The following is a 14,623-nucleotide window of genomic DNA, read 5'->3' as shown; positions in this document are numbered from 1 at the left end:
GGTGCTTATTTAATATATTAAACGAGTGTTGGAACTTTCAAGGTCGTTAAGCGAAAAAGCTTTCGGCTTTCTCCAGAAACGATTCATTCTCCGGCGTCAGATCATTTTCATCAACGATGGCTTCAACCGGACAGGCAGCTACACACGCACCACAGTCGATGCATACATTCGGGTCGATAAAGAACTGATCCTCTCCCTCTTCAATGCAGTCTACCGGGCAGATACTTACACATTCTCCTGATTTCTCGTTTACACACGGCTGAGTTATAACGTATGCCATAGTTATCCTCCTATTAAAAATCTTTATGCCTTTTGCTCTTAAAATCATTTGGACTTCAAACCACTTCATGTAAACTTATAGAAACTGTTCGCCATCCAGGCCTAGAAATTCGAGCGCGTTCAGACCATGAATTTGATTCTTTTCTGCATCATTTAATGTTGTTAACCGGTCGACGACTTTTCCGGATGGCGCTTCCCGTAATAAGAAAGGATAGTCTGAACCAGCGATAATTTGTTCAACACCGAAGCGGTCAATCATAAATTGCAAGTTACTTTCTTCATATACCAATGAATCATAATAAAGGAATTTCGCGTAATGACTGGGTGGATGTTCGGTTTTTCTTATTTGCGGCCACACATTCCAGCCCTTATCCATCCTGGGCAGCAGATATGGGAGAGAGCCGCCGCCATGCGCAAAGCATATCTTCAAATCCGTGTATTTATCCAGCATGCCACTCATGATGATACTCCCGGCGGCCAATGCTGTCTCTGATGGCATCCCCACCATATACATGAAATTATGACGCGGCATGCGGTCTCCGCCCACTGTCTGCCAGGGATGGATGAACAATGGTACGCTCTGCTCATTTGCAGCCTTAAAAAAGCGGTCCAGAGATTCATCATCCAGATTCATGCCATTGACGTTACTGCCAATCTGGATGCCTTTTAATCCCAGCTCATTCACTGATCTCTCCATTTCTTTTATGGCTAAGTCAACATCCTGTAAAGGAACCGTCCCCATACCAATGAACCGCTCCGGATGTTCCCTCGTGACTGAAGCGATGAAATCATTTTGGAATTTTGCCAGTTCCAATCCTTTATCGGCGTCCGACCAATAACTGAATGTGACCGGAATCGGAGATAACACCTGGATATCTATACCTTCTTTATCCATATCCTTCAATCTTTCTCCGGCATCCCAGGCATGGTCGGTAATTTCCCTGAATTTCCTGCCTTTGATCATAATATTTGCGCCGCAATCACATGTCTTTTCTAAAACCGGCCACCGGTCGTCATTATATTTTTCAGCCAGATTGAGAAATTCTTCTGAGATGATGTGCGTATGAAAATCAATCTTTAAATTTCGCTCCACTTCTCTTCCTCCTGATCATTCTCCCAGTTTTGTACCATAGGTGAAATAGCTTTCCGGCGGTTTGCTGCCCCACATTTCCAGACCTAATTCTCCCAGGTCCGATCCCCATTCGATGGGTTTCCAGTCCGGTGCAAACATTAACAGCCCGCCGGTCCATATTTCCACACGGTGTCCGGATGGCTCAAAAACATAGATGAATTGTGCACCGCTTGTGCCATGTTTTCCAGGTCCCCACTCGATTTTGACATCATTCTCTGCCATGATGTTTGCTGCCCGGATCAGTTCATCCGGAGAATCCAGGTAGTATGCCAGATGGTGAAATGATGCGCCATCCTGATTCGCATTACGCATGAACGCAATTTCATGGGCAATATTTGTTCTGCTCAGCCACGAACCCAGACGTACGTCCTTTTTATTCTGAACATAGTAGCGATGATGGATACCCAGCAGTTCTGTCCACCATTTTTGTTCTTCCGCCACATCGTCAACCATCAGATTGACATGGTCAAACCGGCGCGGAGAGACTCCTTTCATCTGATACTTGCTTGGATGACTTGGCAATCTCGATTTCAATGCTTCATCATCAGTTTCAAATTTATCCTTTTCCCAATACAATTCAACCGGGATACCCGTAGGGGATTTAAAATGAATCGCATCACCCAGCGCCCGCTTCTGTCCGTTTTCTATCCATTGATATTCAATGTCCATTTCTTCCAGCTGCTTTTCAAACAGCTTCAGTGATTCCTCTGTACTTACTCTCCATCCCATTCGATTCACCTGGGACGTTGCCGACGCTTTTAAGACCAGCGTGTAATCATCAAAATCCTGCCATGCTCTCAAGTAGGCATGGTCTTCTTCTTTCTGAGTCAGTACAAGCCCCAATATCTCTGTGAAAAATTCCAATGATGCTTCAAATTTGTTGACGCTGATTTCTACATGCCCGATATGGGCAACTGTCCTCAGATAATTATCCAATCTTTCCTGTGCAGACGTTTCACTTATTATTTCTTCTTTGACCTTTGACATTACACAGCCTCCTCTAGTTATTTCCTGTATTCGCCCATAAGAGAGCCCTTTACTTTGTGGCTACTTTCTCCTTATTCTTATTCTCTTTCCTGCTCATGATGGAGGTGCTGTGAGCAGCATGCAGCGACGCGTTCGGATCCATGTAGACGATGGCATTGCTGACTGCAATAGGCGCCTCTCCAAAGCCTGTTGCCATTAATTTGACTTTGCCTGCGTAGGTCGATATATCCCCGATCGCATATATACCCGGAATATTCGTTTCAGCTTTTGAATTTACTTGGATCGCACTGTTTATAATCTCAAGTCCCCAATCGTTAATAGGTCCCAGATTCGATATGAACCCATAGTTGACGATATAATCATCCGCCTGCAGATCTACAATCTGTTCTTCTTTTGTGTGTTTGATCGTAATATTTTCTATATTATTTTCTCCCTCTATTTCAACAGGGTTATAAGGCGTCAGTATATTCACCGAAGATTCCTTAAGCAGTTTCACAGTGTAATCGTGCGCTCTGAAACGGCCTCTTCGATGAACGATGGAAACATTCGAGGCGACATTCTCCAACATCAAAGCCCAGTCCACCGCTGAATCTCCGCCGCCAAAAACAGCAACATTCCTATCTTTGAAATCATCGATATTTTCTATACTGTAATGCAGGTTTTTACCTTTGAATTGGTCTTCATTGTCCAATTTCATAGTTCTTGGTTTAAAAGCGCCGTTACCGGCAGTAATAATGATAGTTTTAGAATAATGGAGCTGCTTGTTTGTTTTGATAGTGAAAATATCTTCGTCCTTGGTAACCTCGAGCACTTCTTCCTCCAGGCAGACCTCGTTGTCGAACTGGCTCATCTGTTCTGTCAGGCGCTCTACCAGTTCCCCGCCCTTTATCTTCGGAAATCCTGCAATATCATAAACATATTTATCCGGGTACAATGCTGACAGCTGGCCGCCCAACTGCGGCAAACTTTCAATAATTTTTACGCTCGCCTGACGCATGCCTGCATAAAAAGCCGTAAACAGACCTGCCGGACCACCGCCTACAATAGTGATATCAGATATTTCTCTTTCATCAATCATGCCTTCTCCCACCTTTCACTTCATGATACGGGATTCTATAAGATCAAACTGATTTTTCCATGCGGTCTTAAACTGTCTAAATGCAGAACAACTCTTTTATTTTTGATCGCAAATTCATCATCCTGCTGCACAATCTCATAAAAATGTTTCCCGATAAAAGTATCCATCACTTCCCTTTTTGTCCGGTGGATTGTAAAGTTGCATTCCACTGTAATGATATCCGAATCCAGATTGGTGACCAGAATATTATTATAATTATGAATCGTAGTGGAGTGCGGATATTCAACATGCGCTTCTTTTTTTAACAGCCGCTCTGCCCGTTCTTCCAGCCGTTCACGAGTATCATGTGCAAAATATAAATATTTTCTTGGATCCGCATCCGGTTCGCCGAGCGGAGGTATATCATAAGTGCCGTCATCCGTAAATAATGCTGCCCATTCCTTTAATCTCCACTCATCTAATATCTTGGCTTCCGTATAAAGAAAATCAATCACATCCTGGCGTGTTACAGTTGTTACAGTCATTCTTGAACAGCCTCCTTCTTCAGAGATTCCTGTATTCTGCTATTATATTGTCTCCAGAAATTTCTCATTTGAACTTCATCTGTTGCCAGTGCATTTCCAGCGCCTCTCCACATCCCTTTGGAAATATCATTCCACTCAACTTCTGTGTTATTGTTATACGCTTCCTGACATAATTCCAATGCTTCATTATCGTCAGGCGTTGCAAAGCCGCCCGGACCTAAAAATTCCAGGAAATTATCATTCCTCGCCATGCGGTGAGACTCTTTTTCCTCTTTAGGGGCTAATGAATAGCCGGAGACTTCTATATAGCCAGGAGACGTCGGATAAAACGTTCTTGCCGTCACAGCCATAATGTCATTGATAATCAGATTCGGAAATATTACCATATTGCGGTTATAATTAGCGATTCGATCTGCACGTTCCTCGCCAAACCGTTCAGCAAGGCGCTCTTTCATTTTTTCCATATCATTCTTTAACTCTTCATCCCATATCGGCGTCCACTGTGCAACGGGTCTTCCCCAAGGAGCCACATATTCAATGACTGCATGGCCGTTATCCAATTCGACACCTTCGCCTTCCAATTTCACTTTTTTTAAATCGGGATCCTGATCCTGCTTAATATCAAAATATGTCTTATGCGTCGGCATGCCATGGTATAAGTCAACACTGTTTTCAGCCAGCAGTTTCCAATTGGTTCTTACGCTGTATTCCTGCACGCCGCCCAGTGCCTCCAGACCGTATTCTGACTGATCTGCAACCAGGTCAATGTACTCTTTCGCATTGCCCAGATATTCATCTAATGAAATCGCATCCGGATCATAGTTGACAAATACAAAACCACGGTAGCTTTCCACCCTTTTAACCGCTTTCATATTTTTCGTGCCTTCATCATTAAATCCTTCAGGAAAACCATCCTGTCCCGGCATACCTACCAATTCACCATCATTTTTAAAGCTCCATGCATGGTAGAAACAACGGAACACTCTGGAATTTCCCTCATTTTCCCTCGCAACCAGAGCACCGCGATGCGGACAGGTATTGAACAGCGCCCGGATTTCCCCGTCCTGACTGCGGATAAATATTAAATTACGGCCGCCCACATTTTTACGTTTGTAATCCCCTAACTCTGGAATTTCTGTGTCATGGCCAATGAACAACCAGCATTTATTGAAAATTTCAGCCCGTTCTCTGGCCAGTATTTCTCGATCTGTAAACACTTTTCTGTTAACAAGGAATTCACTTTTCTCTACATTGTCCTGTATAAACTGTTCCATTTCATACCCTCCGTTAATTTACCTGAATTTAAAGCATGTTGCTTCCGCCATTGACGCTGATGACCTGTCCTGTAATGAAACGTGCCCCATATGTCGATAAATACCATACAGCATCTGCAACTTCTTCCATCGAAGCAGCTCTGCCTTTGGGGATGATGTCGATGTATTTATCAGTTAATCCAGCATCCCTTTCTTTGATCTTATCAAGCAGCTCGCCTTCAACTGCAGGCGGTGCCACTGTGTTTACCGTGATATCCTTATCTGCAAATTCTCTTGCCAGCCCGGTCGTCATCGCATGTACACCGCCTTTTGCAGCGTTGTATGCGGCATGATCCCAGAGACCGTTACGTACGGAATCTGCACCGATGTTGATAATCCGTCCATAGCCGGCCTCTGCCATATAAGGCAGGACTTTATAGCTCGACCAGATTGCTGTCCAAAGGTTCCTGTCTATGGTCTTTTTTAATGTTTCAGACGTCTGTTCAAGAAAAGGGAGAATGACGCCCCCGCCTGCATTATTGACTAAAATGTCAATTTTTCCATGATCGTTTATTGTCTGTTCAACCATTTCCAGAACATTCTCTTCAGAAGAAAGATCTCCAGCATAATAACCGATATTGGAATCTGTCTGCGTCTGCATTTCTTCAGCAGCATTTTTCGTACGTTCCTCATTGGTTCCGCTGAGGACAACATCGGCACCTGATTGAGCCAGCCGCAGTGCAATCGCATTGCCGATTCCTCTTGCAGATCCGGTAACTACAGCTACTTTCCCTTTCAGTGATTCACTCATCAATCTATCTTCCAAATCAGATTCCCTCCTCTTCAATCACTATTTGTAAGCACTTACATTTTTGTGGTGAAAGAACCCATTTGGTATAATAATGGATAAACAAATGGGAGAACTTTCGAATAAATCTGATTTATTTATAACTCTAATTATAAGAGTGGTTATCCTGGCATACAAATCAGATATTTTTTTATTTTCTAACTATTTTAAATGAATCATTTATAGATTTTATAAAGAAATTTTGGCAAAAGACAAATTTAGTAAGGTAAAATCCTTTCGCAATTTGGTTTTATACTTCAACATATTACCATGATCCTGAAGCGTATTTTCATCCGCTGGATGGAAAAAATAATTTTTATGCACTGATATAAAGGGGTTTTCCCGGTTTTTATTCAATGATTTTGGCAAATAATACGAAAAAGTTCATAATTAAAATATCCGATTCCCCTATAAGGAACAAAAAATGGCTGATTATCTTTTCAACGCTATTCATCTGATTGAAAGATTGTCAGATAAAATCATAAATTGATATAATGAAATCGCTTACCATAAATAGGGCACTATACATTCAGGAGGAAATATAATGAATGAAAGCCAATTACAGACCTTTCTCACTGTAGCTGAGTATAAAAGCTATTCAAAAGCGGCATCTGCCCTTAATGTGACCCAGCCAACCATTACTTCACGGATAAAAGCTTTGGAAGACATTATGCAATGTGAACTATTTAAAAGAATCGGCCATGAAATATTTCTGACAGAAGAAGGTAACATGCTGATAGATTATGCGAATAAAATTTTAATCTATATTACACACTCAAAAGAAATAACCAATATGGTCAAAGCGCCAAGCATAAAAGTCGGCTTTTCTCCGGGATATGATTATTCTTTTATCATAGAACTTTTAAAAACGATTAAATCAATTGGTGAGATAGATATTAAGGTGATAGAAGGATATGATTCGGTCAGTTTAAATGAGAAAGTGCTTTCCGGCGAGATGGACCTCGCCTTCACCAGAGAGGTGCTGTCAAACAGCCGTGAGGTTGTTTCAGAATATCTGTTTGATAATAATCTTGTACTTGCTCTGCCCGCAAATCATACGCTTTGCAGTAAACAATCACTAAGCATAGAGGACTTGAACAGAGAAACGATTATAAGTTTCAAGAGAAATTCTGCATTGTGGCAGTTAATTGATAAGGAACTTATCGGTGCAAATAATTTAACGCGTATTGAGGTTGAAAATAATGAAATGCTTTTGAGAGCTGTGGCAAATGATATAGGAATCGGGATTATTCCTGAACTGGGTGCAGATTCCAGGTATGATGCAGACATAAAAATCCGGGAAATAAGTAACATTTATAACATCCAGAACAGCGTCTACGTCCAATACCGCAAAAACTCTCGAATCGAAAGCCTTGCCAAAAAGCTTATCTATACGATCATCCAGCACAAATATTCAGAAGCCTATACAGAAAAAAATTGATTGTATCCATAAAAAATGCAAGGGACACCCCCTGCATTTTTATAGGTATATCACTTTCCTAATTTGTCTGCAGCAGTTCCACCAATCGCCCAGCGGTTTTTTGGCACTTCCTCCACGGTTATGCGCACATTTTCTTTTGGCGCATCCAGCGAATCACTGACTGCATCTGTCACATTTTTCATTAATGCTTCTATTTTCTCATCAGATCTGCCTTCCATTATCTTCATATTTATAATTGGCACGCTCGTCACCTCCTGTCAAAGTTCGCTGCAATCAATCTATTCTTTGACGAAAAATGATACATCACCTAATCCTCCGTACTTTGCATTGACAAAATCCCCCGGAGACAGACGTACTGCTGTTGTGATACCGCCTGATAAAATCGGCTGCCCAGCTTTTACTTTTTCCCCTTTTTTACTCAGCATATTGGCAAGTCTTGCAATTGATTTGGCCGGATGCTCCAGGACGGCAGCACCTGCACCTAACGATTGAACTTCTCCATTGATTGAGAGGGTCACACCGACAACATCCAGTTCCAGCTCCTCCGGCTTCCTTAAGCAGGTTCCAAACACCGCCCCTGCTGCAGAAGTATTATCCGCAATGACATCCGGCAGCGTAAAGTTGAAATTCTCATACCGGCTGTCAATAATCTCAATGGCCGGGAAAACATGCTCAGCAGCACGTAACACATCAAGTGTGGTAATACCGGGGCCTTGTAAATCCCGTGCTAAAACAAAGCCAATTTCAGGTTCTACTTTTGGATGGATATAATCAGAGATGGAAATTGATTCGCCTTCTTCGACAATCATATTGTCAAATACATAACCATATATTGGATCATCCACATCCATTTGTTTCATTTTGGCTTCGCTGGTGATTCCCATCTTTGGCCCAATAATTTTATGACCTGCTTCCAATTTTTGGCGGATTAATTCTTCCTGGACAAGATATGATTCATCAATGGAGAGTTCCGGATATAAATCGGCCGTGATTTTTACTATTTCCTTTTTTTGTTTTTCTGCATCGTGAACATAATCTGCAAGCGCTTTGATTTTATTCTGATCCATTTTCATCGCTCCTCGTTTTTATCAAATGAAACCCTTACTGTCTCAAGCCCGGCAAACTTTGCGTAAAATTGGTCCCCGGCATTCGCCTCTACGGCAGCAGACAGGGCGCCTGATAGAATGACTTCACCGGCTTTTAATGTAATCCCATAACCTGAGAGTTTATTGGCCAGCCACGCCACGCATTTTACTGGGTCCCCTAAAGCCGCTGCACCAACACCGGTATTTTGTAATACACCATTCCTATAGAGTGCCATGCCCATCTGCTTCAGGTCTATGTCTTCAATTTTTGTCGGAGTCCCGCCGAGCAGGTACAATCCGGAGGATGCATTATCTGCGACCGTATCAGCTAATGTGATTTTCCAGTCCTTTATCCGGCTGTCTATAATTTCAAGTGCTGGAACGACTGCATCAGTGGCTTTTAATACATCTAATGAAGTGACATCCGGCCCCGCCAGATCATCTTTCAGAATAAAAGCGATCTCGCCTTCCACTTTTGGCTGCAGTACACGTTCCGAGGAAACCGTTCCTCCATTTTCCACTTTCATCTGGTCCAATAGATGTCCGTAATCCGGCTCATCTACGCCCAGAGCTTCCTGCATTACTTTGGATGTTAAACCGATTTTCTTGCCTGTAACCCGCTCTCCGCTCTCCGCCTTTTGTTCAACTGTATGCAGCTGTATCTGATAGGCTTCATCAACGGAAATGTCAGGATCCAGCGCAGTAATTGGCTGAACCCCTTCATTTTTACTCCAGGCGGCGGCCAGATGACTGGCATGTTCTGCCGTTTGTGTCGTGTATTTGGTTTTCATCTAAAATCCTCCTACAACTTGAGTGTAATATTCGTCAGTTCAGAATAGAAATCAAAACTATGGGCACCGCCTTCGCGGCCGATCCCGCTATGTTTCATACCGCCGAACGGTGTGCGCAGATCACGCAGGAACCATGTATTGACCCACACGATGCCAGCTTCAATTTTTCCGCTGAAACCTGTCGCGCGTTTGACATTACTCGTCCATACACTTGCGCTCAGACCGTAATGCGTATCATTGACTTGCTCCAGCACTTCATCTTCTGTATCAAAAGGGACGACTGTGACAACCGGACCAAAGATTTCCTCACGGACACATCTGGAATCTTTTCCTAAGCCGGTAATGATTGTCGGTTCCACATAAAATCCTTTGTCAAAGCCTTCAGCAGCCTTCCCGCCTGTCAGGAATGTGCCGCCTTCTTCTTTCGCAATATCCAGGTAACCAAGCACCTTATTATAATGTTCTTCACTGACCAATGCGCCAACCTTTGTATCTGCATCGAACGGATCACCGACAACGAGTTCTTCTGCTTTTGCTGAAAATTTCTCCAGGAATTCATCATATACCGGACGTTCCACATAAATCCTGGATCCGCATAGACAAACTTCTCCCTGATTAATGAAACTGGAACGGACAGTCGTGTCAATGGCGTCGTCCAGATCTGCATCTGCAAAAATGATATTCGGATTTTTGCCGCCAAGTTCAAAAGACAATTTTTTCAATGTGGGTGCCGCAGCTTTCATAATTTCAGTGCCTGTAATTGTTTCCCCGGTGAAGGCAATCGCGTCCACATCTTCGTGGGAAGAAAGCGCTGCGCCCGTTTCCCCGAATCCATGAACCATATTGACAACCCCATCGGGGACACCGGCATCCTTACAGATTTGCCCCAGCACAGTTGCTGTCATCGGCGTCACTTCAGATGGTTTCATCACAGCCGTATTGCCTGCTGCCAAAGCGGGTGCGAGCTTCCATGTCATAAGAAACAATGGCAGGTTCCAGGGATTAATGAGACCCACCACGCCTACTGGACGGCGGGTAGCATAATGAATGGCTATATCATCCTGCTCATAAGCTTCCGTGCCTACGGATGTCATATAATCAGCAAAGAAATAGAAATTATTCGCCGCGCGATCAATATCCACCTTTTGGGATAGCCATAGCGGCTTGCCAGTATCCAGAGACTCAAGTTCTGCCAATTCATCTTTTCTCTCCAGAATCAGATCTCCAATTTTACGGATGATGTTGGAACGTTGTTTCAATGGCATGTCCGTCCATTCACCCTTTAATGCCTTCCTGGCGGCACCCACTGCCTGGTCAACTTCTTTCTCTCCGCCTGCTGCAACGTTCCCCAGTATCTGTTCAGTCGTCGGGTTCACATTTTCAAATGTTTTCTCACCCGCGGTCTGTACATATGCTCCGTTAATGAAATGGGAACAATCCATTACATTCTCTTTTGTTTCAGTTTTCATAAATTAAAAACCTCCTTATATATTGAGAACGCATACATTATGAGGCATGTATGCTGAACTTTTCCTGCTTAGTCAGCATATATCCAGTATAAAGCTGGCTTAACAGATTCAAAACACCGTTATTCCTTCATACGCAACAAATAATCATAATTTTTTTATTTATTTTTAATCACTATTTAGAAAGCGTTAACAATGCTGTATAATCAATAGTTAACTTGAAGAACAATTTATATCAATGTTCTTCTATACAAAACAATTTAAAAAAGGTGATAATATGACAAAGAAAACACCCGAGCCGCAAGTTCTTTCGTCTGTTACGAACGCCCTGCGAATTTTAAAAAGTTTTTCTGCATTCGAACCGACGAAAAAAGTAAGTGAATTGGCTGAATCATTAGGACTGGCCAAAAGTACAGTGAGTCGCTTAATGTCAACACTTGCTCATGAAGGGTTTATCACAAAAGATAAGGAAAATCAGTCGTATCGGTTAGGGGTATCAGTGCTTACCCTTGCAGGAATTGTTACTAATGATTTGGACATCCATAAAGAAGCAGCTCCAATCCTGCACAAACTAGTAAATGATACAGGTGAGACGACACATTTAGCTGTCATGGATGGTCTGGATACAATTTATATCCATAAAGAAGAATGTTATCATCCGGTTCGGATTTTAACCCACCTTGGGAGAAGGAATCCTTCATACTGCACAAGTTCCGGTAAGGTATTGCTTGCCTTCAGTGAAGATCACATAGTAGAAGATGTAATTGATAAAGGGTTGATTTCACATACCAGCAACAGCATTACAGATCCCGACGTACTTAGAAATGAACTGAAAACTGTTCGAAAACAGAAATATGCAGTCAGTACAGAAGAGCTGACAGAAGGTACAAAATCAGTCGCTGCACCCATACGGGACTACACAGGCAGAGTGGTGAGCGCCGTTACTGTTGTTGGACCCATCCAGCGGATGAAGGAATATAAAATTCGTGATATAGCAGCAAAAGTGACCGCAGCGGCCAAAGATGCTTCTGAACGCCTGGGGTATGATGAAAGATTTTTCAGGGAGACACAGGCATGAACCCGTGTCTCCCTTTTGAATCGCCAGTTCCTGCATCTTTCCCCTGGCATAATTTTTAGTTATCCGTTTACACAGTGTGTTAATATGTATTTGAATATCTATTACGGAAGGGGGCAGCACCAAATGGCAGCAGTTTTTAATGATTACAGGTATGAACGGCCGAACATAATGAAACTTTCAAGAGTTGTCGACCAGTTGCTTGAAACATTCAACAAGGCATCTTCCGCTGAACAGCAGGCAGAAGTGATCGATCAGCTGAATGTACACTTCAATAATGTTTCCACGATGGAGAACCTCGCCTATATCCGTGCTTCAATTGATACGAACAACAAGTATTATGATGAAGAACGCAGTTTCTTCGATGAATTTGGTCCGCAGTTTCAGGAAATCACCAATAAATACTACAAAGCTCTGACTGAGAGCAGATTCAGAGATGAACTAAAAGCGCGTTATGGTCACCAATTGTTTGCTCTGGCAGAGAATGAGATTAAAGCCTTTGACCCAAAAGTGATGGATTTATTGAGAGCGGAAAATAAACTGGATAGTGAGTATTCCAAACTTCTGGCGTCTGCTGAAATAGACTTTGATGGCAAAAAGCTGAATCTCTCCGAATTCGGCCCCTATGCACAGCACAAAGACAGAACGATGAGAAAAGAAGCCTCCCTCGCTGTTCAGTCGTTTATGGGACAACATATGGAAAAGATTGACCGGATTTATGATGATCTGGTCAAAACACGGGATAAGATTGCCAAAACCCTTGGCTATAAGGATTTTGTAGAACTTGCCTACATCAGGATGGACCGCATTGACTATGACAGGCACATGGTGGAAGCGTTCAGAAATCAGGTTGCTGAACACGTTGTCCCCCTGGCGACAGATTTATATGAAAGGCAAAGAAAACGGATCGGACTGGATAATTTGAAATCATACGATGAATCCTTCGAATTCCCAAGCGGCAATGCGGCACCCAAAGGCAATACCGAAGACATATTGGAACTGGGCGGCCGGATGTACAGGGAACTGTCTCCTGAAACGGACGAATTCTATACTTTCATGAGAGAACGGGAACTCTTTGATGCAGCAGCCAAAAAAGGCAAGGAAGGCGGCGGGTACTGTACATTCATTCCGGATTACAGTTCACCGTTCATATTTTCCAACTTCAACGGTACACTTGATGACGTGACTGTATTGACCCACGAAGCAGGGCATGCCTTCCAGGCCTATATGTCACGAAACATAGAAGTACCGGAGTATCAATTCCCGACTTTTGAATCCGCTGAAATCCATTCGATGAGCATGGAATATTTCACATATCCATGGATGCAGATGTTCTTCAAGGCAGACACGGATAAATTTAAATTTTCGCATATGGCAGGTGAAATCACCTTTCTGCCATACGGTACCGCAATTGATGAATTCCAGCACATTGTCTATGAAAAACCCGAACTCACACCGGAAGAAAGAAGACAGGAATGGCAGACACTTGAGAAAAAATATCTCCCTCACCGTGATTATGACGGCATCGAACCGCTTGCCAGCGGGGCATTTTGGCATCGGCAGGGTCATCTGTTCGGCGCGCCCTTCTATTATATTGACTATACACTGGCCCAGGTCTGTGCAATGCAATTTTGGAAGCGTGCAAATGAAAATTTCGAAGACGCTTGGGAAGATTATATCAAGCTTTGTAAACTTGGCGGTTCGCTGCCATTCACCGCCTTAGTCGAAGCAGCAAATTTAAAATCACCATTCGAGGCAGGGTGTCTGGAAAGCATCGTTGATGAAGCTGAAGATTACCTCAATTCAATTGATGATCAAGCGTTGTAAACAAAATAAAAAAACAAACCTCAAGTCATTCTCAAGGTTTGCTTCAACCAGCCCCGTCGCTGCGGGGCTGGATTATATTATTATTGATTGCGGGGTTTTCTTGTTAAGAGGTAGAGGATTATCCCAGCCACTAAAAGTACTGTGGCATAGATGTATGAGTAACCGCTGCTTTCCCCGGTATTCGGCAATTCTGACGCGCCTGCCGCCTCAGCAGAGCCAGATTCAGACTTTTCTTCAACTTCGGCCTGCTCCATTTCCGCAAGTTCTTCTTCTGTAATAATTTTAGATGTCATAATCTCGTTCACTGTCTGATCGAGCTTATTAAACGCTTCTTCAGACCCCCCGGGCTTCAACTCGATATCTTCAAGCATGCTGCTGTAATCATATCGATAGACTTTACGTTCGCCATTCTGATTTCCATCCCCGGTCGCGGCTTCCTCAGAAGTTTCCGCTTCAGACGCAGATTTCTCTGTTGCTTCGTCACTATCCGAAGCATCCGGACGTTCCAACTCCGGCAGATCTGTCGGTTCGACCGGTTCCTCTGCCGGCTTTCCCTCAGTCGATTCCGGTTCTATAGTTGCCTCTTCTTCAGATACCTCCTCTGTAGAAGGCTCCTGGGTGTCTTCTGATGTGGACTCTTCTGCAGTGTCTTCCTGGGTCGGTTCTTCAGTCGATTCTTCCCCGGATGGCGGCTCCTCCGTAGAAGGTTCCTGGGTGTCTTCCTGGGTCGGTTCTTCAGTCGATTCTTCCCCGGATGGCGGCTCCTCTGTGGTGTCTTCCTCAGTGGGCTCCTCCGTAGAAGGTTCCTGGGTGTCTTCTGATGTGGACTCTTCTGCAG

Annotated in this window: 15 protein-coding genes; 3 read left to right on the top strand and 12 right to left on the bottom strand. The window is 43.4% G+C overall.

The annotated features are described in order from the left end of the window. Positions 1-46: 46 nt before the first annotated feature. The 7 genes from G343_RS0103640 to G343_RS0103610 form a co-directional block, all read right to left on the bottom strand. On the bottom strand, positions 47-280 hold the full coding sequence (locus tag G343_RS0103640) for a DUF362 domain-containing protein (protein ID WP_020006755.1): 234 nt from the start codon (positions 278-280) through the stop codon (positions 47-49). A gap of 75 nt (positions 281-355) precedes the next feature. Continuing rightward, a complete protein-coding gene (locus G343_RS0103635; protein ID WP_020006754.1) occupies positions 356-1,372 on the bottom strand; it encodes an amidohydrolase family protein in 1,017 nt (338 codons plus the stop codon). 15 nt (positions 1,373-1,387) lie between these two features. Beyond that, positions 1,388-2,398 (bottom strand): VOC family protein, encoded by a 1,011-nt coding sequence (locus G343_RS14260; RefSeq protein WP_020006753.1) that lies wholly within the window; start codon positions 2,396-2,398, stop codon positions 1,388-1,390. 49 nt (positions 2,399-2,447) lie between these two features. Beyond that, the gene (locus G343_RS0103625) at positions 2,448-3,476 is read right to left on the bottom strand and encodes an NAD(P)/FAD-dependent oxidoreductase (RefSeq protein WP_020006752.1); all 1,029 of its coding nucleotides are present in this window, start codon (positions 3,474-3,476) and stop codon (positions 2,448-2,450) included. A gap of 35 nt (positions 3,477-3,511) precedes the next feature. After that, positions 3,512-4,000, bottom strand: a complete 489-nt coding sequence (locus G343_RS0103620) for an aromatic-ring-hydroxylating dioxygenase subunit beta (RefSeq protein WP_020006751.1) — start codon at positions 3,998-4,000, stop codon at positions 3,512-3,514. Next, positions 3,997-5,274: an aromatic ring-hydroxylating oxygenase subunit alpha gene (locus G343_RS0103615; protein ID WP_020006750.1), complete on the bottom strand. Its 1,278-nt coding sequence runs from the start codon at positions 5,272-5,274 to the stop codon at positions 3,997-3,999. The genes G343_RS0103620 and G343_RS0103615 overlap by 4 nt, the downstream gene beginning before the upstream one ends. A gap of 28 nt (positions 5,275-5,302) precedes the next feature. Further along, entirely contained in the window at positions 5,303-6,079 is a 777-nt protein-coding gene (locus G343_RS0103610; protein WP_020006749.1) for an SDR family NAD(P)-dependent oxidoreductase, read from the bottom strand. Between the two features lie 565 nt (positions 6,080-6,644). Between G343_RS0103610 and G343_RS0103605 the strand changes: the two genes are divergently transcribed. Continuing rightward, positions 6,645-7,541, top strand: a complete 897-nt coding sequence (locus tag G343_RS0103605) for a LysR family transcriptional regulator (RefSeq protein ID WP_020006748.1) — start codon at positions 6,645-6,647, stop codon at positions 7,539-7,541. Positions 7,542-7,591: 50 nt separating this feature from the next. On the opposite strand, the gene G343_RS0103600 is transcribed toward G343_RS0103605, so the two are convergent. From G343_RS0103600 to G343_RS0103585, 4 genes are read right to left on the bottom strand one after another with little or no spacing between them, the layout of a single operon-like run. Beyond that, positions 7,592-7,783 carry a 2-hydroxymuconate tautomerase gene (locus G343_RS0103600; RefSeq protein WP_020006747.1) on the bottom strand — a complete coding sequence of 64 codons (192 nt, stop codon included), beginning with the start codon at positions 7,781-7,783 and terminating at the stop codon, positions 7,592-7,594. A 36-nt stretch (positions 7,784-7,819) separates the two neighbouring features. After that, on the bottom strand, positions 7,820-8,608 hold the full coding sequence (locus tag G343_RS0103595) for a 2-keto-4-pentenoate hydratase (RefSeq protein ID WP_020006746.1): 789 nt from the start codon (positions 8,606-8,608) through the stop codon (positions 7,820-7,822). Positions 8,609-8,610: 2 nt separating this feature from the next. Continuing rightward, complete coding sequence (locus G343_RS0103590; RefSeq protein WP_020006745.1) at positions 8,611-9,417, bottom strand: 2-keto-4-pentenoate hydratase; 807 nt, start codon at positions 9,415-9,417, stop codon at positions 8,611-8,613. A gap of 11 nt (positions 9,418-9,428) precedes the next feature. Further along, positions 9,429-10,886, bottom strand: coding sequence for an aldehyde dehydrogenase (locus G343_RS0103585; RefSeq protein ID WP_020006744.1), 1,458 nt, complete (start codon positions 10,884-10,886; stop codon positions 9,429-9,431). 274 nt (positions 10,887-11,160) lie between these two features. On the opposite strand from G343_RS0103585, the gene G343_RS0103580 reads away from it, so the two are divergent. Both G343_RS0103580 and G343_RS0103575 read left to right on the top strand, forming a co-directional pair. Continuing rightward, entirely contained in the window at positions 11,161-11,961 is an 801-nt protein-coding gene (locus G343_RS0103580) for an IclR family transcriptional regulator (protein WP_026366256.1), read from the top strand. 123 nt (positions 11,962-12,084) lie between these two features. Continuing rightward, positions 12,085-13,785: a M3 family oligoendopeptidase gene (locus G343_RS0103575; RefSeq protein WP_020006742.1), complete on the top strand. Its 1,701-nt coding sequence runs from the start codon at positions 12,085-12,087 to the stop codon at positions 13,783-13,785. 80 nt (positions 13,786-13,865) lie between these two features. Here the strand turns inward: G343_RS0103575 and G343_RS15820 are convergent. Further along, positions 13,866-14,623, bottom strand: a 758-nt coding sequence (locus tag G343_RS15820) for an LPXTG cell wall anchor domain-containing protein (RefSeq protein WP_020006741.1), incomplete at its 5' end; no start/stop codon positions are given.

The organism is Salinicoccus albus DSM 19776, assembly GCF_000385175.1.
Classification (GTDB): Bacteria; Bacillota; Bacilli; order Staphylococcales; family Salinicoccaceae; genus Salinicoccus; species Salinicoccus albus.
Note: the sequence above shows the minus strand (reverse complement) of the source record. Positions and strands in the feature narration are given on the sequence as shown.

Excerpts from the sequence above, each read along its gene's own strand:
- G343_RS0103640 (WP_020006755.1), bottom strand. The coding sequence starts at position 280 with ATGGCATACGTTATAACTCAGCCGTGTGTAAACGAGAAATCAGGAGAA.
- G343_RS14260 (WP_020006753.1), bottom strand. The coding sequence starts at position 2,398 with ATGTCAAAGGTCAAAGAAGAAATAATAAGTGAAACGTCTGCACAGGAA.
- G343_RS0103625 (WP_020006752.1), bottom strand. The coding sequence starts at position 3,476 with ATGATTGATGAAAGAGAAATATCTGATATCACTATTGTAGGCGGTGGT.
- G343_RS0103620 (WP_020006751.1), bottom strand. The coding sequence starts at position 4,000 with ATGACTGTAACAACTGTAACACGCCAGGATGTGATTGATTTTCTTTAT.
- G343_RS0103615 (WP_020006750.1), bottom strand. The coding sequence starts at position 5,274 with ATGGAACAGTTTATACAGGACAATGTAGAGAAAAGTGAATTCCTTGTT.
- G343_RS0103605 (WP_020006748.1), top strand. The coding sequence starts at position 6,645 with ATGAATGAAAGCCAATTACAGACCTTTCTCACTGTAGCTGAGTATAAA.
- G343_RS0103595 (WP_020006746.1), bottom strand. The coding sequence starts at position 8,608 with ATGGATCAGAATAAAATCAAAGCGCTTGCAGATTATGTTCACGATGCA.
- G343_RS0103590 (WP_020006745.1), bottom strand. The coding sequence starts at position 9,417 with ATGAAAACCAAATACACGACACAAACGGCAGAACATGCCAGTCATCTG.
- G343_RS0103585 (WP_020006744.1), bottom strand. The coding sequence starts at position 10,886 with ATGAAAACTGAAACAAAAGAGAATGTAATGGATTGTTCCCATTTCATT.
- G343_RS0103580 (WP_026366256.1), top strand. The coding sequence starts at position 11,161 with ATGACAAAGAAAACACCCGAGCCGCAAGTTCTTTCGTCTGTTACGAAC.
- G343_RS0103575 (WP_020006742.1), top strand. The coding sequence starts at position 12,085 with ATGGCAGCAGTTTTTAATGATTACAGGTATGAACGGCCGAACATAATG.